This is a genomic window from Mucilaginibacter jinjuensis (genome assembly GCF_028596025.1).
In the GTDB taxonomy this organism is placed as follows: domain Bacteria; phylum Bacteroidota; class Bacteroidia; order Sphingobacteriales; family Sphingobacteriaceae; genus Mucilaginibacter; species Mucilaginibacter jinjuensis.
The window spans coordinates 2342299-2365255 of record NZ_CP117167.1 but is presented as its reverse complement, the minus strand read 5'-3'; the positions used below and the strand labels follow the sequence as shown (position 1 = coordinate 2365255).

General features: G+C 42.0%; 17 protein-coding genes. 10 read left to right on the top strand and 7 right to left on the bottom strand.

Annotation, left to right across the window (positions count from 1 at the left end; translation table 11 throughout):
• Positions 1-12: 12 nt before the first annotated feature.
• Positions 13-3222, bottom strand: coding sequence for a SusC/RagA family TonB-linked outer membrane protein (locus PQO05_RS10830; RefSeq protein WP_273632925.1), 3210 nt, complete (start codon positions 3220-3222; stop codon positions 13-15).
• Between the two features lie 21 nt (positions 3223-3243).
• Positions 3244-4227, bottom strand: a complete 984-nt coding sequence (locus PQO05_RS10825) for a TlpA family protein disulfide reductase (protein ID WP_273632924.1) — start codon at positions 4225-4227, stop codon at positions 3244-3246.
• 954 nt (positions 4228-5181) lie between these two features.
• On the opposite strand from PQO05_RS10825, the gene PQO05_RS10820 reads away from it, so the two are divergent.
• A complete protein-coding gene (locus PQO05_RS10820) occupies positions 5182-5508 on the top strand; it encodes a hypothetical protein (protein WP_273632923.1) in 327 nt (108 codons plus the stop codon).
• A 66-nt stretch (positions 5509-5574) separates the two neighbouring features.
• Here PQO05_RS10820 and PQO05_RS10815 read toward each other — a convergent pair whose 3' ends face one another.
• Together PQO05_RS10815 and PQO05_RS10810 are read right to left on the bottom strand one after the other, a co-directional pair.
• Positions 5575-7017, bottom strand: coding sequence for an SEFIR domain-containing protein (locus PQO05_RS10815; RefSeq protein WP_273632922.1), 1443 nt, complete (start codon positions 7015-7017; stop codon positions 5575-5577).
• 20 nt (positions 7018-7037) lie between these two features.
• Positions 7038-9788 carry a TrlF family AAA-like ATPase gene (locus tag PQO05_RS10810; protein WP_273632921.1) on the bottom strand — a complete coding sequence of 917 codons (2751 nt, stop codon included), beginning with the start codon at positions 9786-9788 and terminating at the stop codon, positions 7038-7040.
• A gap of 281 nt (positions 9789-10069) precedes the next feature.
• Between PQO05_RS10810 and PQO05_RS10805 the strand changes: the two genes are divergently transcribed.
• From PQO05_RS10805 to PQO05_RS10785, 5 genes are all read left to right on the top strand, one after another.
• Entirely contained in the window at positions 10070-10978 is a 909-nt protein-coding gene (locus PQO05_RS10805) for a DNA adenine methylase (protein ID WP_273632920.1), read from the top strand.
• 1 nt (position 10979) lies between these two features.
• Complete coding sequence (locus PQO05_RS10800) at positions 10980-12677, top strand: AlwI family type II restriction endonuclease (RefSeq protein ID WP_273632919.1); 1698 nt, start codon at positions 10980-10982, stop codon at positions 12675-12677.
• A gap of 999 nt (positions 12678-13676) precedes the next feature.
• Positions 13677-14663 (top strand): TolB-like translocation protein, encoded by a 987-nt coding sequence (locus PQO05_RS10795; RefSeq protein WP_273632918.1) that lies wholly within the window; start codon positions 13677-13679, stop codon positions 14661-14663.
• 31 nt (positions 14664-14694) lie between these two features.
• Positions 14695-15264, top strand: a complete 570-nt coding sequence (locus PQO05_RS10790) for a hypothetical protein (protein ID WP_273632917.1) — start codon at positions 14695-14697, stop codon at positions 15262-15264.
• Complete coding sequence (locus PQO05_RS10785; RefSeq protein ID WP_273632916.1) at positions 15264-15893, top strand: hypothetical protein; 630 nt, start codon at positions 15264-15266, stop codon at positions 15891-15893. The genes PQO05_RS10790 and PQO05_RS10785 overlap by 1 nt, the downstream gene beginning before the upstream one ends.
• 87 nt (positions 15894-15980) lie before the next feature.
• On the opposite strand, the gene PQO05_RS10780 is transcribed toward PQO05_RS10785, so the two are convergent.
• The 3 genes from PQO05_RS10780 to PQO05_RS10770 all read right to left on the bottom strand — a co-directional run bounded on the left by PQO05_RS10780 (position 15981) and on the right by PQO05_RS10770 (position 18149).
• A complete protein-coding gene (locus PQO05_RS10780) occupies positions 15981-16649 on the bottom strand; it encodes a response regulator transcription factor (RefSeq protein WP_273632915.1) in 669 nt (222 codons plus the stop codon).
• A 1-nt stretch (position 16650) separates the two neighbouring features.
• Entirely contained in the window at positions 16651-17448 is a 798-nt protein-coding gene (locus PQO05_RS10775; RefSeq protein WP_273632914.1) for a sensor histidine kinase, read from the bottom strand.
• Between the two features lie 179 nt (positions 17449-17627).
• On the bottom strand, positions 17628-18149 hold the full coding sequence (locus PQO05_RS10770; protein ID WP_273632913.1) for a hypothetical protein: 522 nt from the start codon (positions 18147-18149) through the stop codon (positions 17628-17630).
• Between the two features lie 502 nt (positions 18150-18651).
• On the opposite strand from PQO05_RS10770, the gene PQO05_RS10765 reads away from it, so the two are divergent.
• The 4 genes from PQO05_RS10765 (at position 18652) to PQO05_RS10750 (ending at position 22927) form a co-directional block, all read left to right on the top strand.
• Positions 18652-20142, top strand: coding sequence for a hypothetical protein (locus PQO05_RS10765; RefSeq protein ID WP_273632912.1), 1491 nt, complete (start codon positions 18652-18654; stop codon positions 20140-20142).
• Between the two features lie 105 nt (positions 20143-20247).
• Entirely contained in the window at positions 20248-20709 is a 462-nt protein-coding gene (locus PQO05_RS10760) for a hypothetical protein (RefSeq protein WP_273632911.1), read from the top strand.
• 107 nt (positions 20710-20816) lie between these two features.
• Positions 20817-21479 carry a hypothetical protein gene (locus tag PQO05_RS10755; protein WP_273632910.1) on the top strand — a complete coding sequence of 221 codons (663 nt, stop codon included), beginning with the start codon at positions 20817-20819 and terminating at the stop codon, positions 21477-21479.
• Between the two features lie 29 nt (positions 21480-21508).
• Positions 21509-22927, top strand: a complete 1419-nt coding sequence (locus PQO05_RS10750) for a hypothetical protein (protein ID WP_273632909.1) — start codon at positions 21509-21511, stop codon at positions 22925-22927.
• Positions 22928-22957 lie beyond the last annotated feature (30 nt).

The window sequence follows — 22957 nt, the reverse complement described above, 5'->3', positions numbered from 1 at the left end:
TATCATATCAGTTTAAAAGTTACCGGTAATACCCACCGCAATGGTTAGTGGCGGGCGAAGTGAAGATGGATAATCGGGATCCAGGCCCGTTTTGGTGGCCGTCCAGATCAGGCCCAGGTTGGTGGCATAACAAAAAACCTGCAGGTGGCGAAAAGGCATTCTCTTCCATTGCTTCTGATCCGCGTCATAACTGAGCCGGAGATCCTGCAACCGGATGTTGTCGCCCTTTTCCACATTCACCACGGACTGGTCATAAAACTGGTCGCGCTGGCTATTAGTCGGAAAAATAAAGGAAGGCACGTTGGTATGCTTTTCATCGCCCGGCACCTGCCAGCGGCGCGCATAATCCCCGGTAGAAACATCCCAGGCGGAGATCAGCGCATCATATTGTACCGCAGGCCTGATAAAATAATAATCCAATTTATAGGCGATATTGGCCGAGAGCGAGAATTGGCGGTAAGTGAACGTATTGCGAAAATAACCGTAAACCTGCGGAACAGCAGAACCGCTGTAATGAAGATCGCTAACAGTTGTATTGGCCAGTATGGAAGCATAATCTGAACTCACCTGCCCATTCAGGTACCCCCTGGGATTCCCGTTAGCCGGGTCCAAACCGGCCCATTGATAGGTTAAGATGGAATAAAGCGGTTTACCAACGAGCGGCACGACCGTATAAGCGTTAGCCACATAATTTGTGGCCTGGCTGTTGTACTGGTAATAGCTCGTCACGCGGTTAAAGGCAGTGCTGAGTATCACATCAGTCTGCCATTTCAGGGCCCCGCGCAGGTTGTGGCTGTGCAGAGTCAAATCTATCCCATGTCCCTTCATGGCCGCTACATTCCCTTTATACTGGAACAAGCCTGTAGCAGGGTTTAAAACCCCGGTGGTCTGGTCGACGGGCTGGTAACCGATCAGGTCTTTCCCATTCTTATGGTAATATTCGACGGAACCGGAAAGGACATTCCCGGCTATTGCAAAATCCGCCCCGAAGTTCAAAACACCTGTCTTCTCCCAGCCCAGGTCAGGGTTTGGCGGATTGGCAATGCCCGAATAACGCTGTTTCCCCACGGCGCTGGTGCCAAAGTTATGGATGGTAGTTAATGCAGACAAGGTGTTGTCGACGTTGCCGCTATAACCATAGGTGGCGCGGAGTTTCAGGTACGGCAGCCAGCTGAGGTGGTAAAATTTCTCGTTGTTCAATGTCCAGGCCGCACCAAGCGAATAGAGCGGCACCCCTTTCTGGTTGGCATTGACACCGAACAGGTTGGATTCGTCTTTGCGGATGCTGCCGGACAGGCTGTAGCGGTTATCAAAAGCATAGGCCGCATTGGCATAATAAGAGAGGTTATTATTCTGAACAGTACCATACTGATCGAGGTAAGGGATGGTGGAATCGACGAAATAAGAATAATTGGACAACAGGAAGCTGGTCTTGTAATCGACCGGCTGCGAAGTTTGCGTGTCGCTGTCATAGCCATAATCCGTACTGGCACGGCTAACCGTTTTGTCGGTCCGGTATTCATAACCGGCCAGTGCGGTCAACTGGTTCTTACCCCAATCCAGCTGGTAATTAAGCTGTGCCCGCAGGCTATGCGCATTCAAACGCGTATCCGAAGCATTGTAGATCCCCCCAATGGGTATGGGCCGGGTTAGGGAACCATTGGCAGCCGTCTGGGTATATCGGTTAATGTCATCCCTGGCGTAATAGCTGTCCTGGTTATACAATAGGTCACCCTGCGTCTGGCTATGCTCCAGCTGGTAGCGAAGCTCAGCCCCCAGCCCTTTGACAATTTTGTATTTCAGGGCTGTATTGACCAACAGGTCCAGTTGGCGGGTCTGGTTACTGATATTCTTATAATCAGTCAACGGCACATAGTCCCAGTTCAGGAACCCGGCCGCTTCAGATGCGGCCACAAAGGATTGGCTGTAATTCTTGAGCATGGGCAGCGGATTTCCCTGTGCATCAGCCAGCCTGGTATATGGCAACAGGCCTTTCGTATCGCTGGTCCGTAGCGCCGTGTAATCATCCCGCCCGGCCACAGTGAGCGCATCCGTCATGTAAACACCTGCATCAAACTCCAGGCCTTTGGTTAAGTAGAACCTGTAATCCGAGCGGAGGTTGAGCCGCTGGTAAGTAGCATCGAGTGCAGAAAGGTTATGATCATAACCTGCGGAAAACACGTAACTGCTTTTGTCCGAACCGCCATTCAGGTTCAGGGCATATTGCTGGTTCACGGCTTTGCGGTACCAGTATTTTTGCAGGTCGTTCCGCACGTCATGAGCAGCCAGTGCATTGATTTGCGTGTTCGCGTCAGCGGCGCTGATCTTGCCGTCCCGCTGGGCGATCAACAACTGTACAACGGGTGACAGCGGCGTATGGCTGTAGGAATTCTCGTCATCACCGTAATATCCTTTGGCAAAAAGCTGCTTTTCGAGGTCTACGAAATCGGACGAAGACATCTGCGGCAGGTAGAATAGGTCCGTTTTGTTCGCAACGGTCACATTCGCACTGAAATTAACGGAAAGCGGCTTGTTGAGCTCCCCTTTCTTCGTCGTGATCACGATCACCCCGTTGCTGGCGCGGACACCCCAAATGGCAGCAGCTGCGGCGTCTTTCAGGATCGTTACGCTTTCTACATCGTTGGGGTTGATATTGTTGATATCCCCGTTGTAAGGGAAGTTATCCAGTACAACCAACGGGGCATTATTACCGAACAGGGTACTCCGCCCACGGATGATGAGAGTATTCTCCTGCCCTATCCGTTTATCAAAAAGAATACTGCTGACCCCTTCGAGGCGGTCCAGTACATTGCTGCCGGTAGACCGGTTGATTAAAGTCTGGCCAATGGCCTCAAAGGAACCGGTAGCCTTTTGCAGCGGCAGGTTTTGATAGCCGTTAGATACGATCTTCACTTCGGTCAGATCTTCGTTATCAGGGCGCAGGGTCACATTAAAAGTACCGCCGCTTTGAACGAAGATATACTGGATACCATAGCCCGCTTTTTTAAAATAGAGCGTATCACGAGGCCGCGCAACCAAATTAAAGTGGCCATCCGCAGCAGACACGGTTAAAGGGCCACGGCCCTTAACACCGATTTCAACGCCGGAAAGCGGTTGGTTGTGGGTATCCTGTAGCCGCCCCGAGATATGCTGGGCGGTGGCCGCCAGCGGGGTTAAGGCGAGTGAGGCTAAAATGAATAATAGGTAATAGGTCTGTTTCATGAATTATTTTTTATGCGGTGCTCAGAGCACCAGTGGTTCATCGGGAATAGAATAGTCGGGAAGCGGCACCAGGCGAAAGACATTGCCTATCCACTCCGACCGGACATTAAAAAAGCGGTCGAGGTCCTGCCTGACGCTCTCGCGGGCACGGATAGCGGAACGGCCGGGCAAAGTCAGCTCGTAACAATACAGCCCGCGGTCCGGCCCAAGATCCAAACTGTCTTTAGGCAGTTCCCTTAATTTTTTAAAGGCGAGTGAGTACAGGAGTTTCACGCTCACGTTAGACGCCCGGACAATGATCACCGCTTTGAGCGAATCGTAATGGATACTGATAAAGGACGGCAAACCGGGAATAGCTGCGGTAATAATGGAACGGTAACGATAAGCCGAATCAGGCGCCCCGTTCCCATCCACTAACAAAGGTTTATTCCGCTGATAAGATAGCACGTCTGCTTTCAGGGAAGCATTCGGTTGTTTACCGGACAAAGCCCGATCTATCGCCAATACATTAACGGCCGCCACATCCGTAATGGCCATCACGTGACCTGTGCTGTCTATCCAGACTTCGTGCGGCACCAGACGATGCGGGAACAAGGCATGCAGGTCGCGGTCTTCGACCACGGTGCGAAACTTCCAGCCCTGCAAAAAGGCATTTGCTTTCTGGAAAGCCATTACCCGTTTCCGCTTTTCAGCCGTCACCGGGAGTATCACAACCCTCCCACCGGATACCTTTTGCAAAGAATCCAGCCGCGGCATGGCCTGTATACAACCGGCGCATGACGTTGCCCAAAAATCAAGGATCAGTAAACGGCCGCGAAAGTCAGACAAACGGGTAGCCCCCCCATTATTATTCAGCACCTGTGAAATCAGGACATCAGGCACAACCTGCCCGATACTTAACCCGGTATATTGCGGCGCAGCAACCGGTAGTTTATGATTTTGTTCCTGCGCTAAAACCCTGAAAATTGGGCATAGGAATAGCAGGAAGCATAATTTAAGCTTCATTTTCGATAATTAAAACCGTTAAAAATCTGTTAAATGCGGTGTCCTGAGAATTATTGTCCTGCCGGAAACTGTCCTATTCTACGATCTCCCGAAGTAGACCAACAGCTTTGACCAGTGAAACCATGTCATCAAAAAGTGCCGCTATTTGCTTTTCAGATAAACTAAGATTAAGCGACCCTTTTCGGGCTAACTGCATATGCACGAAAAACGTCGAACAAACCATGCTGAACTGAATCCATGGATTGTGCAGAAAATGCCTCATCAGGTTGCTCGGGCGGTACAAATGTTCTTTACTTAAATCAGTTAGCGTGGCATTCATAAGGTAACATAGGTTTTTGGAATAGATTAGGGTAAGTTTAAGAAACGTTAACGGATTACCGCAGAGGCACGATCTACACGTCGAATCTCCAACTGTAGATACGACTCACTCCGGTGACTTAAAGATATTCTTAATAGGATTCTGAAGAGAAAAGGAAACGATTGAGCCTATGAAATAACAGAACGCTAATTCGTTATTATGAAATTTGTCAATCAGACAGCTAAAGTTGGTTAAGCTTAGGTATGGCATCTCGTTCAATAAATATGTTAACGAGTTCTCCAAGTTGGAAGGCAATTGGATGGGCTTCACAGCTTTTGCACAGGGAACCGCCAGGAACCCCTCCCACCACGAATGGTTGGAGTTGATCACAAAAGACTTAAGTGAAGCCCATCCAATAACATACATCACAAAGATATAATATTTATGGAATGGGCGCTTTCACTTGCCTTCACGTGATCTACTGGCGGTTTTGTACGTGAGACTTCGTTAGCGATTAATAATTTTGTTTCGCTTTATATCAATACATATTCAAATATAGAATAAAAAAATTACACATAGTAACTTTTTTATTCTAATGGTAACTTTTTTATTTTATTTAGTAGCATTAAGTGACTTTTACGTCAAAATTGGCGTAAATGTCTGAATGGGAAAATAATAAAGAGATCGATCATACTTTGTTTAAACACATTAAATTCTTATTTGAAAATAATGCTGTCAAAAGGATGTACGAAATCAGGGAGTATAATTCCGGGAAAATTTCAGATGCATTAGGCATAAACAAAAGCCGATATGCGCTGAAATTATCAAATCCTGAAACATTTTCTTTATTCGAAATTTTACGATTTTCATTTATTATCGATATTGACCCAAATTTGGTAATCAACGTAATTCAACAGGAAAAAGAAGTATTAGAAAAGATTTTGAAACGTGTTAGAAAAGACAAATTAAAATCTGCCACTTAATATACGCCAAATAGATTAGCCTTGCATTATAACAACTTTCATACAACTTTTAAAGGGCAGCGAACTCTAGGATAATGAAGCTATGTTATCTGGTTTAATATAATATTCTAACGAAGGCAAGCGGCTACGAAAACTCCCGTATCCTTGTTCAGCGCCCTTCGCAATTATTTGCAGCAACTTATCCTTGAATTGACTGCTATTACTTACACCTAAAAGATTTTTTACTTTCTCAAAATGCCTTTTAGAGATAATACGGTTAAAAAATTCAAAATCGCCGCGATGTCTTCCGTTATAGCCATAAACAATAGGATACCAATCCACGTTGTTTAATTGGCCGATATGGTAACATAAGAGATCGCCAGCAACAAGATCGTCTTTAGTAAGGAAGTCAGGAACGCGACTTATTAAAACATCTGCATAAACATTATCGGACCTCCTTCCTCGAAGTTGATTATAATATTGGTCGAGTAAATCAAAATGACTTCTTAGACGGTCATAATCCAATGCTTCGACTTGCCCCTGCCCACGGCTTTTAAAGAAATATTTTGACAATAATAAACTTTCCAAAATTCGGTAATTATCATTTTTAAGCGCGATTGCTACCGTATAAATAAAAAGCTCGTGGTTTATGAATTTAAAATGCTCGAAAGATCCGCTTTGCCAAGATTGATAATTGTCTCCCCGAGGGCTCAAATGGAGGGGCAAATTTTCGAAAAATCTTATAAGGATGTCGGTATCAAAACCTCGATCATCCTTTGTAAGTTTGTCAATAAAGCTCAAATAATCATCTCTCAATGGCAAATACTGGGTTAATTTGTCAAGTATTTGTTTGCCAATTTCTAGATAAAGATTGCTTGGATTTTCAATTTTGAAATCGATTAGATTCCTGTCAAATTCAGCCAAAAAGTCTTTCACAAAAAGATTTACACGTCCTGGAAACTTATCCAGTTGCACCTCCATCCCTCGTACCATGGTTGTTGTCTTGAAATTCACCGGACTGTCTTCGTATAGATAAGATGGTGGTGTCCCAAGTTTTGGCTTGCTCAAACTTGGACGATTTAATATGTTTCGCAACAACTTTTCATACTCCAAAGGGTAATTCTCACTTGAGGAAAGATTTATATATATAAGCGATTTCAGATAAGTCGGTAAAAATGGTTGTCCATGTTCGTCAACCTCGGCGACAACAGGAATGAATTTTTCCTGGCTTACTTTATTATATACCTGTGATGTTATAATTTGAGTTTCTGTACCGACGCCACCTAATCTACTGTCGGCTTTATCTGCATATTTTTTATCGCATATCATCAATACTTTGTCAATATCACACGAACTCACCATAGATTCCATAAAATGAAATTTATCTTGTCCTTCTTTGAGATCCCATTTGTCTAAGACGACATCAATACCATCATTTAATAATTGGTGTGCCAAAGAAAGCACCCAGTCATCATGTTCAGGTGTTGACCAGCTATAAGAAATAAAAACTTTTTTTGTAGTTGTTGACATGTTTACTCAATGATTGTTCGTTAAAATCCATACTTAGTTTTTCGCATTTCAAATGCAACCTTACCACCTTCCATAATTTCTTTAACCTGGTTTTTAATGCCGTCCATATCAATAGAACCAAAAGAGCTAACTTCTCCAGCGGATTTGTCGGAATTGTGATCAAAAACCAAGATTAATTCTGCATCTCCATTAACGGCTATGTTGGCGTTATGACTACTAAAAATTAACTGTCGTTTGTGCTTAGCAGCAACAATGTTTTCTGTGATTTGATGAATAACCTTATTGTCTAAATCATCTTCCGGCTGATCTATAATCAATGGTCCAAATTCTTGATTTAACAAAATGGTTAAGATTGAGCCTGCTTGTTGCCCATATGATGCATCTTGGAATGGAATTTTACTTTTATCATCCTTACAATATATTAGTTCAAGGTTATAAGTCGGTAGATCCAATGCAAATTCAATAATGGTCGAAGAGTTACTGAAGTACTCTGAAATCCTTTCCCAATCCGTTTCAAGAAGAGAATTGTTGGATAAACCGTACTCAGCTAATATATTGTCGACGCTTTCGGTAGATGCTGTTTTTTTGTATAGCGACAGCCAAAATTTCAATAGATTTTTGTAGGTATTATTACCATTCAATAATCCTTGAAAAAAAGCTTGTGTTCTTTGTGGTTGTCCTTTGCTACCTGTTACATTTTCGATGAACGAGCCTAAGATATCTTCAATGTTTGTAAGGGTAGACAACTTAATTTCTAACGTTCTTTCACTTTTCGAAGCAATGTCATCGACCGCTTTCTTGAATAATATATATAAGCTTTTATTCAACTCATTTCGTGCGAAAAATAACTGATTTAATTCCTTTTGAACTCCCTTTTCCGCTTCAATCAGTTGCGTTATTCTATATCTATCGTCAGTCAGAATGCGTAATCTCGCACGCAACTCCTCTATTTCTTTAATGGTTGATTCAAACGTTTGTTGCCTTTCTTTGGCTTCCTTATAGCGTTCATCGTGTTCTTCATGTAAATCAGTTAAAGCTTTTTTATAGCGTACAGAATCCTCTGAGGATATATTTTGTAACGAATACAACAGGCCTTTTTTAATTTTAGTAAGGTTTTGATCCTGTGCATTTAGAAAAGTTTTGACTGCCGCATAATTTTGGATGGCCTCCGATTTGTACTCAGGTCGCTTAAAATTTAAATTATTTATTATATGTTCTATTTGATTTGCGATTTGCGCCATTTGGTACTCAGATATACTGATGATATTTTTCTCTTCATTAATCAATGTATTGCTTTTTATGACGACTTGATCCTCAGAGGGCATTTCATTAAGCAATTCGTTTAACCTGACTATTTGTATGGTTAAAGAAGTTATCTGGATTTTTAAATCCTTAGCAGTTTTCAGATTCGCTAGGTATGATTCATAAATAGTTGCAACTTCTCTAATTTTATTGCCATTTTCTTCGATTTTGCGCCTGATAGATTCGAGATCACTTTGTACTGCATTCTCAATTATCCGATTTAGTTGATTTGTTTTGTCTTTATCGTGTTTGCTTAATTCCTTTTGAGAAAAAGAATCCGATCTGATGATAGTAGCTACATTTTGGCTGTTTGTTGATTGCCAATCAGCATTACCAATCTTCATTTCGTATAAGCTAGTAGAGCGACGTATATAATGGGGAATTCCTGTTTTATTTACGGTTATCTCCACGAGGCCATTATTTAACGTGTTCTTAATAAAGTTTTCTAAATCTGCCCTTTTAGGTACGTCAATATCCTTTCCCAAAGCCCATGAAATGTATTGCAGCAATGAAGACTTCCCTGTCCCACGCCCCCCGATGGCAACATTAAATTGAGGGTTGAAATCGAGGTGCATATCTTTTAAAAAGTTACTTCCGCTAACTTTAAATTCCTGAATGTGAGTTACTGGTAAATTTGGCTCCTGTTGTAATATTCGGGATTTTTTTGCTAGACAAGCTTGCCTTAAGGCTTCGGCGGTTGGTTCCGTCCATTTTACCCACGTTGAAGATACCCCTAAGTGTTCAAAGGTATCTGTCCGGTTGTCAGATGTTTGAAATAAACCCATGGAACGAAAACCGTATGCTTCGACTTTTCCATTGACAACGTTATTCCATCCTACTCTTGAACTTTGGGTATTGTATTGTCCTCTATCTAAATACCCGCCGACAAAAACGCCGTTTGCATATTCATTGTGAAAACCTTCACGTAAAATAGAGTCGCCTCCGTTTTCTTTAAGATTAGGAAATACGATAAAGCGGTATTTAAGGTCTTCAATGGTATTTAATTTTTCGTATATGTCATTTATTCTTTTGAAAGGGAGCCGACTATGCTGAGCAGCTTTAGAATGGCTGTCAGGATTATGATTTTGAATTCCTAGCGCTGTATAGATTTTAATTTTAACAGTTTCGTTAATATCTAAATCGGCATCAAATAAGATCAAGGCTTGACAAGGCAAGTCGAGAGTCAGTTCTAATCCAGGAAAAACAATAATTCTTTTTTCCGCATCAACTGGTAAACCGTTATCGTCTTCTTCATTTTGAGCCGCGCTCTTTATGTAGTTGAAAAATGCTAAATCATGGTGATCTGTTATCGCTACTGCATCTACATGTTTCTCACGGCATGCTTTGACAAATCTGTTGGAATACTCCTTTCGTGCATCTTCTGTAACGTATTCGTTTCCTATGAACTGTAAATCCCTAGGGGTGTGCACTTGAAAATCGCATCTATAATATTTCGCGCCTTGATTCATGATATTTAGGTTTAAGATACTCAAAGTTATCAAATCATTAATATTTTTTAGTAACAACCAGTACTTAAATTCCGAGAAACCAATGAGTAGAATATATATTGATAGAATCTAATGTGAGAATTTACAGTCGTTTAAAAAGCTCTGTATAGTAAGATTGACGGAAGTATAATCATATTATTAATATAAGACAATGATTAAATAACTCGAGGGTGGCAAATAGAGACGGGAAACTAAAATATTATTTTCCCGATAATTTGTCGAAGTTTGTACAAAGGATTTTCATGAAACCGCTAATCAAGTATCGGGGCGGCAAGTCCAAGGAATTGCCGCACCTCGTCAAACATATACCGGACTTTTCCGGACGTTATATTGAGCCGTTTTTCGGCGGGGGAGCATTATATTTTTACCTCGAGCCCCAAAACGCAATAATCAATGACATAAACAGTAAGCTAATGTCATTTTACTCAATGGTCAAATCAGACTATAACACTTTGTCGGCAGAGTTGCAGTCAATTGAGCGAATTTACTCCAACAATCGCAAACGTTTTGAGCAATTAAAAGCTAACAGCCCGGATAGCCGCGTAAATGATGAGAACGAGGCTTTCTATTATGAGCTGAGGAACATGTATAATGAGTTGATAGATAAAAAATACTCTGACGGAGCATTGTATTTCTACATTAACAAAACAGCTTATTCTGGAATGATTCGTCATAATGCCAAAGGCGAATTTAACGTGCCATATGGACGTTATGCGAATTTAAATACATCGTTGATCACCGAAGCTCATCAAAAATTGCTCGGAACTACAGAAATCTTCAATAGCGATTACAAGGAAATTTTTCAACTTGCTAAAAAAGATGATTTTATGTTTCTAGACCCACCATATAATTGTATTTTTTCTGATTACGGAAACATTGAGCATAAAGATGGCTTTACAGAAAAGAACCATATTGAATTAGCCTCGGCCTATCGTAGGCTTAAGTGCAAAGCGCTGATGGTTATAGGCCGTACACCTTTGACTGAAAAGCTATATGGCGATTTAATCATCGATGAATATGATAAATCTTACGCAGTAAACATTCGGAATCGCTTTAAGGCTTCAGCTTCCCACATCCTGTTGGCTAACTACAAAAGCAGCGGAGAAATGCGATATTTAAATCCTAAACCTCAAATCGAATTGGCTTCTTAATATGGCTAGGATTGATAGTAAAGTGATCTTCCTGACCACTTCCCCCAGAACACCGTCTAAAATGATTCCCGAAATACAGCTTTTGAGCGAGCATTTCTCCGGACTTCGCTGGAATACTGACAATCAAAGGGCATTCATGGATTTGCTGAAAGAAGAAAACTTTTTCAATGGGGAGGGTGCTAACGACCCCGCTTTCAGCGCGCGTGACAGAATAAATCGCGGTCCCAAATCCTTGGGTTTTGTAATATTATCGCCAGTAATCGCCCTAACCCCTGCCGGCCGGGAGCTGATAGATGCTCCAAGAAAAGAAGAGATATTTTTAAGGCAGTTATTAAAATTTCAAGTACCCTCTCCCTTCCATCGGCCAACAGCTAATTCTGCTGAGTTCTGGGTTAAACCCTACTTAGAAATATTTCGTTTAGTTCGTCATTTTGGGTCGCTGAAATTTGATGAGCTGGTTATGTTCGGTCTGCAGTTGGTTGATTATAGACAGTTTGATCAGATTGTTTCCAAAATAGATGCCTTTAGGATTGCCAAGGCGCAGAACGAAGGTAACTATCGCCGCTTCAAAGCCGAATACTTAGATGCCGAACTCCGCTTAATATATGAGAACGATATCATTGCTGGCAATACCAGGACACGAGAAACTGAGGACGCTTCCATATCTAAATTCCTGAAAACCAAGGCCAGTAATATGCGTGATTACGCAGATGCCTGCGTTCGTTATCTTAGAGCTACAGGCTTGGTCAATATATCGCATTTGGGTAAATCGATATCCATTGTACCTGAAAAAACCGCGGAGGTAGATTATTTTTTAGCGAACACAGACCGTAATCCTGTCTTTATCGATAACGAAGCAAGCTATACCATTTATCTAGGTAATACTCAATTGCCACTGCTCTTAACAGATAATCGGGAATTATTGTTGGAAAGATTGGCTGCTGAGTTTCCTGAAATAGCTATACCGTTAGGCGTCAATCTTCCTGAACTGAAAGAGCTTTTGTCCAATGCCCGCGAATCACGTAAGGAACAGTTTATTAGCGAACAAGTATCAGCTATAAAAGATTATCGACTGTTTGATGATATCAATACTACTTTTTCACAAATATTGGATAATGACCTTTATGATACGCCATTAATGCTTGAATGGAATACTTGGCGGGCAATGACGATGCTTGATGGAGGGAATATTAAAGCTAATTTAAAATTTGACGACTTTGGACAGCCAATGTCTACCGCGCAGGGCAATATGGCTGATATCCAATGTGATTACGAAGAATTCGGTTTGACAGTGGAAGTAACAATGCAGAGCGGACAACGTCAGTATGAAACTGAAGGTGAATCAGTGACTCGCCATTTAGCTAAATATAAGCGCGAAAATAACAAGCCAGCATATTGCCTTTTTATCGCTCCTAATATCAATGAGTCAGTAATTGCGCATTTTTATGGGCTTCACAAATTACATATCGCATACTATGGCGGCACTTCAACGATTGTGCCTTTGCCATTGCGGGTGTTTCTAAAAATGATTGAGGATTCACACAATGCAGCTTACGTGCCCGAACCTAGACATATTCAACGTTTTTTTGAACATTCAAACGAGTTGGCGGCTGCAACGAACAGTGAGGTAGAATGGTATACTGGCATTACCGAAGCGGCCTTAAATTGGCTTTTTCAGGATAGACAAAACATATCTTAAAAGCGTTGATGTTAATCTTCTGAGCTTCTACGCAATAATTAAATAGATTTTTAGCATCCTCTCATTTGTTGCAGATGATCTCGAAAGACATTACAGCAAGACGGCAAAAGATATAAGAAGTTGTATAGGTATCTTAGCAATGTAATAAAGTGTCTGATAAGAGGTAATAAGTACAAAATTGCTGACTATATAATCACATAGAAGAATGGAAGTAATTGTCTACAAAAATAAAAAATGGGATCTATTCACTTTAGCGTAAGGGACTTTTACGACGCTACATCAGAACATATTGGCATAAAATCTGGCTTACTATTAGAAAGACCAATCATTCGTAACTTACTGTATTCCAACCTGCACGAATACGAACTTTTTAACTTTGGAAAACGTCTATATGTTACGATATAAACAATTGGACAATATTAATTGGGATGTTACTCAATACAGTGATATGGTGACAGTGAATCTTAACCAATTTAAAATTACTGGTTATATTACTGATGAAAATATCGACAAATAACTATTTTCAACCAACAGAACTAGAAATGCTATTGCCGGACGAACGCATTATCCTAGAAAAAATTGAGTATGCAAACGATCAGCTAAATCTAGTTGAAGACATTCTAACCTATACAAGGGAAAAGCTTTTGGTTTACTAAGTCTTTCTTTGGACATTATTAGATAGGCTTGATGTTCTTTCAAAGTTAGCGCTGTGGACAACAGCTGCTCGTTGAAAGGACAAGCCACTAACTGAGTCGAAATGCTATCGGACAGCCGGCATTAGATCGCCAAAAAAAATTTGATTTTTTAAAGATTCATTATATATTTACTACAGTATTCGTGGTATTGATATAAGTTATTTTATCGGCTGAAATACCTTAAGAGCGCAATTAAGGAAGTGTAAGGATCTTTTTCGATAATAGAATATTACTCTTACGCGGCCGGTAATATTGAAAAATATCGAACTGCTCCGTCGTTTTCAATTGCCTAAACTAACTCATCATGATAAATGAGCTACCAACAATAAACTGGGTCACCAGGAGCCCCGGTTTTTCTGATTATCGTCCGTCCATTCAGCCCGACGGCTACAAAATTTTGTTCGAAAGAACGAGCCTCGATCAAGGTGACAAAGCAGTAACAAAACTTTGCATAGTAGAAAACCTGACAGGAGCTAATCCGTATTACTTCCTTAAGGATTTTAGGGGCCAGGATCAAACACGACCAGATTGGGCCGGGCATCGTATCGTTTTTAACGTTGCTGAAAACGAGGGAGCAAATAGTGTTTGGACAATTAACGAGTTTGGATACAACTTAACTAAACTTGATGATGCCCAGTTTTATATTTACCCTCAATGGTTGTTCGACAACGATGGCAACAACCAGATTGTGGTTATGAATAATAGAAAAATTGGGGATGATGATGCCTCGCCAAGAAGTACGCTTTTAAATGAATGTGGTGGGGTTATTCATCTGAATATTAGTGGAAAATGTGGAGGCGAGCCGATATATGCGGGTATGCCGGCAGTTTTCCCAAACCAGGGCATAAAGATTGCGTTTGCAGGTCAGCCGAAATTACGAGGTTGGGATATTGAACACAAAGATTATCACTATAACCAATTCAAAAACTATATTTTTATCAACGACATAGATAACGACGGATTTACCTGTTTACCTATGGAGGGAACCAAGGTTTCTACTAAAGAATATGACAAAAACTTTCAAGGCAGAGCGCCAGCCGTGTCGCCTTGCGGTCAATACGTTGTTTTTGAAAGTAATCGTGATTTTGAAAATAAGGAGAACTATGCACTTTATCTTTTTAAAGCAGACGGATCCTGGGATAAACCCAAACCCTTAACGGATGGAAACGGTACACCTAATGCGCAGCATCCCAAATTCTTTTCAGACGGCAACCGTGTGATTTTCTGCGCAAAACCATCGACACATGAGCCAATGGGCATTGCCTGGATAGATGTTTCGCAATTTAAATAATACTTAAAAAGGCAAGCATTGTTTAGTATGTTTGATAGGCCTGAATTTAATTCAAAAGGCACCTTCAGACTATCATCCATCTTTCTTTCATAGACTAAGCTGGTCAATTACGCCTGAAACAATTAAACAAAAATTAATAAATCAATCTAAACTTAAAAATCACGTGAGTATTCTAAACGATGACAACCACGGTGTTATCCACACAAAGATCACCAAAGAAAAAGCCTTTGAAAGGATCAAAAATTGGTTGAAGATGTTTTCATTGCATCCAAATTACAAAGTTAAACCAGACCAAGTTCCACGTGCCATTTTTGTGCCTTGGGCTGATATTACGCAGATCATCGCGAAGCATCACATTATTAGTGATGCCAAAATAGTAGGCGTGCGAATCTATTTTGGCCTAACCCAGGAACTCGATGCTGATTGCCTTGCAGACCTATGTGGCTCCGTTGTACCCGTTTTTGAAAAAGATGGCGTATTTGTAGACCTATTAGCATCCGGCAATGATAATGATTCTTCTATATACGATTTCACTACACCTTGTCCGCAAACATGTGATAAAACTAGCGCGTTATTTAACGTTCAGATTCCAACAATATAATGAAGCACATCTACGCGGGGTTAATTGTTCCGGTTTCGGCAATTATTCCTATTGGGATAGGCTTTTTTAAGCGACTTTATTTAAACGCTGGCTTTAATATTATTTTGATCTACCTGGTCTTTGCGATGGTCATCGATATCGCGGAAAGATTGATAGGTCAGCGGCATATCAATAATTTACCCCTTCTACATTTTTATACCCTTGTAGAAGGGCTTTTGATATTCTGCTATTTCCGAAAAGTATTCAACAACCCGAAATTCCAATTGGCCATTAACTGGTTTATCCCAATATTTATCGTTATCACCTTTGTTGATTTTACATTCCTGCATTCCATCTACCAGTTTAATTCCTACGCCCGGTCAATCAGCGCAGTATTTATCGTTATATGCAGTGTAATTGCATTTTACAGCAACGCCGTTTCTGAAAACCCGAGAATCATGTCGTTTGACTGGATCACGGCAGGCATCCTTTTATATTTCAGCAGTTCGCTGGTTTACTTTGAACTGTTAAATGTCCTTGCAGCAAACAGTCCGCGAGATATCTGGAACCTGATCCAAAATATTCATGCAACTTTTGTTTTGGCTATGTATGCACTGGTTGCAACTGGCTTTCTGTATGAACCTTCATAGGCTAGCTCTATGCAGCGTAAATCTGCACTGATCATCCATGATATACAGAGGTGTCGCGGTGATTAAGGTAAGTGGGATACAGGCAAGTTATATCAGCTCAACCAGGTTATGTTTTATGGCGAACATAACCAGTCCAGCTACGTTTTTGCTCTTTGTTTTTAACAGCATTCTGTTTCGGTGGCCATCTACTGTTCTGGCGCTGATAAACAGTCGGTCGGCTATTTCCATGCTGTTCATTTCCCGGCAAATAAGTGTCAGCACCTCAATTTCCCTGATCGATAGATCAATATCGATCTGATTATTCTTTTTTTTCTCGTTGATTAAATGTCGCTGGCTGTTTTGAAGTATTTTTATTACATGGTCGTCCATAAAGAATTTATGCGCGTACACAGCCCTTATGGCCTGAACAAGTAAATCAAAATCGACATTCTTATTTAGGTAGGCGCTGGCGCCCAGGGTAATCATTCTGGCGATCAGGCTCTCCTGTTGATGAATGGAAACCACGATGATCCTTACATGTGGAAAATCGCGAGTGATTATCGGGCATAGCTCCAAACCATTGATATCCGGAAGACTGATATCCAACAGCAAAATATAGGGTAATGTAGGCGCGTCTTTTAAAAAGGCCAACAGCGATTTCCCATCGCTTACATCATAGGATACTTGGAAATCGTCAACCTCATCTAGCATGCTGGTCAACGTTTGCCGTAGTAAATGCTGGTCTTCGGCAATAATGATGTTTATCTGTTCTGCCATTTTACAATTTGGGGTTTGGAACCGTAAATTCAAATTTAAAACCCAGAGCGGGCAACGACTCTATGGTATAATCTCCGCCAAGTACCCGCACCCTTGTTTCCAGGTTTTTCAGTCCTAGGCCCTTGGGCTTTTTATTAGAGATCCAACAGCCTTTGCCATTATCCCGGTAGGTTAATAAAAGCTGACCTGGCAGTGTTTTTACTTCTAACGAAATAAGCGATGCGTCGGCGTGTTTCAGCGTATTCTGTATAAGTTCTTCCATGATCCGGTACAATGCAACGGCGTCATTCGTCTGAAAAAAGTTGAGCTGAAGCAGACCATCTTCCGGATACCGGATCTCTATCCGGGGCGATTGTATATCTGTAAAAAGCTGCTGCACGGCCTCGCTAAGGGGAAGCAGAGTTAAAATATCCGGGCTAAGCTGGTGCGACATCCTTCTGATTTCGGTTGCAAGCCGGTCTATAAGCGTTTTAATCAGGTTTCGCCCTTTTTCTGATGCATCGTTTGCCGGCTGGCCGGATAAAAAATGATCAAACCTAAAACGCAATGTCGCCAGCATTGCGCCGATATCATCGTGCAGATTCCGCCCAATTCGCTGTCTTTCTTCCTCCTGCGTATCAATTATTGCTTCCATTAACGATTTCTGATAAGCCAGCTTCTCATTTTGAAGTTTTTGATGCTGTCGCCATAACCGGCGTTGCAGCAAATAAAGGATGGTTAGAAAAAGCGCCGTAACGGCGAACGCACCCAACATCGCGTTGATGACAAGGCTATCGGTTCGGTCTTTAACATTTAACATACATAGTCCTTCAAAACACCCGGGTATAAATCACAAAATCATATGAATAAAATCAGTTAACGAGAAAACGGGCTCATAAATTAATGACATCAGGCCCCTGATCCCTGAACCAGACGTCAGCTAAATAATAACTAAAAATAAATAAATTTAGTTACTTAGCTGGCATATCGTTTGCCCTGTCAATTGTTTTTTACATTAGCCACGCCACAGCATACCTGCAACCATGCGGCCAGTTTATGATGCATTGACTCCATTATAGCCGCCAACCCGGTAATCATCAGAAACTCGGTTACCGGCATGCGGCGGGTGTAGCTCTTAATGGGTTCTTCCATCAAATCGGTTATAAATTCAAATAACAGCAATACTGAAAAGGCGATCAAAAACTCAACTAACCTGGGGCTGATCATCTTTTTGGTGAGAAATAGCAACAGAAACGAGCAAAAGATCCCGAACAGGATGGTCAGGTAAAATCGATGCACCTTACGGTAACGTAACGTCAAATTAAATCCTTTAAATAACGGAACTCTGAATTCGTACAGAATTTCGGGACGTTTCCGTGCCAATGTGTTTGCCGAAACGCTGCGCCCGGGCGTGCTCTTGGTCTTTACGGACTTATTGCTTCCGACAATATCCATTACAACTATCGTCGTCATTCCCGATAGGATGATGATAATGGCGCTTAAAACAAATATCCTAGTCATAAAATGCATTGATGTGTTTGATTAATAGAAAACCGTACAAATAAATGTATTCCGGTAAGAAATATGGCGCAGGAAAACACCTCAATTGCCGATCAGGTATTTTTATCTGTTTTGAATATAAATTTTTGAAATCCAAGATTTTTTTATCACAAACACCGGCACCCTATTGCCACATCTCAGGCTAAAATTTGCAAGTAGGTAAAAATACCTGATTAGATAAACACATAATTCCAGTCTAAAAAACTTAGCCAAAGAGTCCTTGCTTTGCATTACACAATCAACGCATCATTCCGGTTTTTTGACCAGTTGAGGCTCCGGCAATTGAGGCAAGAAATTGACAAGACAAGCACAAGCAACTATCAAACAAAATGTCTAACATAATTAAAATAAAAGCATGCGATAAAAGGAGAAGGACGCATCACCCGGCCCCGCATTCAAACGCTGCAAACTGAAGAATTTATTACAAACAAGAATTATTCAATTATAACTAAAAAAACAAGCTATGCCATCAACTATTCCTTATGACCCATCCCTTGTTTTGGGTAACCTGGTAAGCCAGGAAGCATTAGACAATTTAACCGCCATCAGCGCCATACAGGCACCCATTGATGCGGCTGAAGACACCATGAATTCCTATATAGAAATGAAGCGAAGCATCGATATGACTATACAGGAACTTATTGACATGAATATCGATGTAACCGATCTTACACAACAGAGCACCGATGTTGGTAAATCAATTCAAGAGGCTGCCGTGGAATATGCCAAGACTAAAGTAGAGGGTCTGGCAAAGATTCAGCCGCTGAAAGCCAAAATAAAAGGCGTGCACGATGAAATCGAGAGCCCGATTGATTACAACAAAAGTAAAACGATCACCATGCCACTATCGGCCGACTCGCTCAAGATGAATGTTCAATACTTTTCATTCGACGAAAACGATCAGGATTCCAGCACCCAAGCTTCGGCGGTTAAGGGTTTTGTAAGCGAAGAGGTAGCTGGATTTGGCAAATCTGTTCAATCGCAGGCCAGCTCCTCTGCTCAAAGCCAGATGAACAGCCAATACCAACGACACGATATTGCCGGAACGCTGGTGATAAGCATTACCTGTACCCACAAAATGGCTATGCTGCTGGCTCCGCTGATCCTTGACGTTGATAAAGCAATAAGGGTTTGGAATAAGGTGTACAAGGATGAGATAATGGATCCAACCAATCCCGATAGTATGGCCGCCATTATTTCACAGCCCGAACAGGGCGACGAAAAATCGCTCACGCTGCTATCTGGCGCAACATACGGCTCGTGCTTTATAGGTATGGTGCATATTTTAAATACCACCACCACCCGGTCGTCGGAAACAATGTATTCAATGGCCGAAAGCATGCAGCTTCAGTTCAAAGTAAGCGCCTTTGTTTCGAATGCAGCCGGTGGTTTTGGTTTGGATAGCAGCTTTTCTAACGATGCCAAGAATTTGCTCAGCACGCAGAGTATCTCATCCCACTGCTCGTTGGTTACCATGGGCCTTATCCCTTCAATCAAATCAAACTCGGTAAAAATGGGCGTACAACAGTTTAAACCTGATGATGCCGGCCCGATGAATCAGTTGGCGCAATTGCAAACCGCTACCGCAAGCGATGACGATACCGTTAACAGCGCTGCCGAAAAAGCCAGAACCGGTCAGCAAATGATGTCCATCAAAAACTCACAGGTACAAGGCATGCTGGCCAGCCTTGCAACTATCGATGATGGCGCGAACAAGATCATCGACATCAACTCCATGATGGATGGTATGGACGATTACATTCAGCAGGCGCTGAAAGGCAACATCGGTGTGCCCATCAATTACTACTTAAAACCCATTACCAAAAAGCAACTGGCAGAAATGTGGGTGGCTAAATACTACCCGGGCAAATTTTTAACCATCGGCGGTGATGACAGTACGCCGCCAAGCGGCCAGTCGGCTCAGGCGCAGGGTAATGCCAATGCCGGCCAGTAATCGGCCCTGCCTAAGCATCGCCATCTTATCAATATGCATATTCCGCTGAATTATTAACATATAAATAACTAAATATCAATTACTTAAAATTAAATTTCTAAAACCATGTCAGACAAAATTATCATCTTAGGAAACGAGGAAGAACTCATTGATTTAGCCTCGGAAATTAACAAACAGTATTGCGCTGGAAATGCCGATGTTGTGATGTACAATGATCAAAACATTGGCCAGGTAAGCCCTGTTGGCAAATTGTTTCTTATTGGCCACGCTGATGCATTAGGCATCGGGGATTACGGTTACGCCGAACTGGTCAGAGATTTCGGTGGCCATCTCAAAAATGCCCAGGCAGTATATCTGGCGGGATGCAGCACTGCCGATGAAGCTGCCCAAATATTAAACAACGGTTTCGTGCCCCTTAATCTGGCAAAAAATGTTAAAGACTATACCAATGGGGTTGTTTTCGGTACGCCCGGCGTTTTAACACTCAATCTTACAACAGGGCAGCTGAGCACTGCTCCAGCCTTATCATCGGGTTACAAATCTACTGACATATTCGCGCAGGTGTAAACGCCGGTGCATAACCAGGTGATCACGTCACTTGGTTATAAATTTCCAAAAGCGCTTAGAAGTCAAGTAAATAACTTACCGTATCAACAATTCAAAAGCTTAAAAAAATGCAACAACTCAGTAACGATCAAATTCAGAAAATTCAAACCGGAACTTCCAGTCGTGACGGCTTTATGATACCAGGTACAGACCAGGGTTTATTAAATAATGCAGCCTGCTGGGCATGGGCCCTGCAGGGCAATTTTCAAAATGTTAATGATGACTTATCGGTTCAACATATTTATTATAATCTCTTCCTCTACGATAGTCAACAAGCTCCCACTGCAATCAATGATACTTTGGCCAACAATATTATCGACATAATCAACCATGAGGATGTCGCATCTTCCATCAAAATGTTGAACGGCTTCTTCGGCAATGCCAATGCCGGTAATACGGGTGCCCAGGCTGATTTTAGGAGTCAATTGATGCATCTAACAGCCATGGTTTATGGCTACACCGTTAGCGCATACGAAGCCGACAAATCCCCCTACGCCATTCACATGAAAACCAAAAGCTGGTATGGCTGGGATCATTGGGCTATAAGCGTACTGATGCCAAACGGCACCAGGAACTACTTACAAACGGTTTCCGGATCTGTCGCAAACCCGAGAGGTATACATTATAACTGCAATTGCGTTTGGGACGAAAGCCTGCCCGAAACCGTAATCGGCATTGAAGGACTTCAACCGGGCCATCTGAACGTCATCGACAAAATTGTTTTACCGTAATGCCCTTTCCTCCTTTTTAAAATTATAAAATGCCATCTTCCATTCCATTTGATCATCCTTCACTTGTTTTGGGTAACGTCATTGACCCGCTTATCTTAAGTACGCTTAAACAGATAGGCGGGTTACAAAGCAAAATTGACGCGGCCCAGGATAAACTCAACTCGCAGATTGCGTTGCGGCGAAGCCTTAACATGACAATTAATGAGATGCTTGATATGGGTATAAATGTTTCATCACTACAGGAAAAGGTGACGGAACTGGATGATGCCATTGTAACCGCCGCCACTTCCTACGCCGGTACCAGGCTGGCTAATGAAACCCAGATTCAGCAACTGAAAGAACAACTGGCCGATATTGAAACTGACGATGGAATAGAAAGTCCGCTTGATTTTGGCGCGTCGATAATCAAAGATATGCCCCTGGCTTCTGATTCACTTAAACTTGACGCCCAATACTTTTCATACGAAGGCGAAAATCCATCCGGCAGCATGAGCGCTATCGAAAACTATATCAAGGAAGCCACAAATGGACTGGGCAACAAAGCATCTGCAGATGTTGTAAAAACGACATCTACGCAGATAGGACAACAGCAAAAAAACCACGATCTATCCGGTACGCTTATTATTACTTCCAGTTGCACGCATAAAAACGCCGTTATGTTATCGCCTTGTGTTATTGATGTCGATAAAGCGGTAATGGTATGGAATAAACTTTTCCCGGATGATCTGTTAAGCACTTCAGACGAGGATAAGCTAACTGCCGCTGTAAAAACCGATGCTGCTGACAGCACAAATCATCTGTCGATGTTAAGCGGCGCTACCTATGGGTCGAGCTTCGTGGGCATGGTGCATATCCTTAAGCAGCAGCCTGGCAGCGATATTTCTCTTACCGATTTGGCCGGCAGCCTGCAGGAAAGGCTCACCATCGGTAACTGGCTGGAAGATGCCTCGGGCGGATATGGCATTGACCAATCATTCATGGATGACATTAAAAATGTGCTCAACACCCAAAAAATAATGGCACATGTAACAATTGTGGTAATGGGCACTATCACATCAATCCGTTCTAATCAGTTACAAACGGGCCTGAAAGCAGTTACGGACCTTAATCCCGCCAAAATAACCAGTGGGATGTCAGCCATATTAGATGCAACAACCTCCGAAAAACGGACGGTAAGCCAGTCGGCCGATTCGGCGAAATTAGGTGCCAAATTACTTGCCATGCAAAACAGCATCATCCAAAACGTGCTCACCGGCCTAAACAAGGCCGATCAAAGTGTGAATAAAGTAATGGACATCAATACGATGATGACCGCGTTTGAGGATTACCTAAACGAGGTGAGAAAAGGCAAATCCGGCGTTCCGATAAGCTTTTACCTGAAAAATATAACCAAGCAGCAATTAGCCCGCTTATGGCTGAATAAATATTATCCCGAAAAGAATGAATAAACATTTTGAGTCCGGAGGCCCGTCCACGAT

What these genes read in the sequence shown, in the direction of transcription:
- PQO05_RS10830 (WP_273632925.1), bottom strand. Translation starts at nt 3,222, where the DNA reads ATGAAACAGACCTATTACCTATTATTCATTTTAGCCTCACTCGCCTTA.
- PQO05_RS10825 (WP_273632924.1), bottom strand. Translation starts at nt 4,227, where the DNA reads ATGAAGCTTAAATTATGCTTCCTGCTATTCCTATGCCCAATTTTCAGG.
- PQO05_RS10820 (WP_273632923.1), top strand. Translation starts at nt 5,182, where the DNA reads ATGTCTGAATGGGAAAATAATAAAGAGATCGATCATACTTTGTTTAAA.
- PQO05_RS10815 (WP_273632922.1), bottom strand. Translation starts at nt 7,017, where the DNA reads ATGTCAACAACTACAAAAAAAGTTTTTATTTCTTATAGCTGGTCAACA.
- PQO05_RS10810 (WP_273632921.1), bottom strand. Translation starts at nt 9,788, where the DNA reads ATGAATCAAGGCGCGAAATATTATAGATGCGATTTTCAAGTGCACACC.
- PQO05_RS10805 (WP_273632920.1), top strand. Translation starts at nt 10,070, where the DNA reads ATGAAACCGCTAATCAAGTATCGGGGCGGCAAGTCCAAGGAATTGCCG.
- PQO05_RS10800 (WP_273632919.1), top strand. Translation starts at nt 10,980, where the DNA reads ATGGCTAGGATTGATAGTAAAGTGATCTTCCTGACCACTTCCCCCAGA.
- PQO05_RS10795 (WP_273632918.1), top strand. Translation starts at nt 13,677, where the DNA reads ATGATAAATGAGCTACCAACAATAAACTGGGTCACCAGGAGCCCCGGT.
- PQO05_RS10785 (WP_273632916.1), top strand. Translation starts at nt 15,264, where the DNA reads ATGAAGCACATCTACGCGGGGTTAATTGTTCCGGTTTCGGCAATTATT.
- PQO05_RS10780 (WP_273632915.1), bottom strand. Translation starts at nt 16,649, where the DNA reads ATGGCAGAACAGATAAACATCATTATTGCCGAAGACCAGCATTTACTA.
- PQO05_RS10775 (WP_273632914.1), bottom strand. Translation starts at nt 17,448, where the DNA reads ATGTTAAATGTTAAAGACCGAACCGATAGCCTTGTCATCAACGCGATG.
- PQO05_RS10770 (WP_273632913.1), bottom strand. Translation starts at nt 18,149, where the DNA reads ATGACTAGGATATTTGTTTTAAGCGCCATTATCATCATCCTATCGGGA.
- PQO05_RS10765 (WP_273632912.1), top strand. Translation starts at nt 18,652, where the DNA reads ATGCCATCAACTATTCCTTATGACCCATCCCTTGTTTTGGGTAACCTG.
- PQO05_RS10760 (WP_273632911.1), top strand. Translation starts at nt 20,248, where the DNA reads ATGTCAGACAAAATTATCATCTTAGGAAACGAGGAAGAACTCATTGAT.
- PQO05_RS10755 (WP_273632910.1), top strand. Translation starts at nt 20,817, where the DNA reads ATGCAACAACTCAGTAACGATCAAATTCAGAAAATTCAAACCGGAACT.
- PQO05_RS10750 (WP_273632909.1), top strand. Translation starts at nt 21,509, where the DNA reads ATGCCATCTTCCATTCCATTTGATCATCCTTCACTTGTTTTGGGTAAC.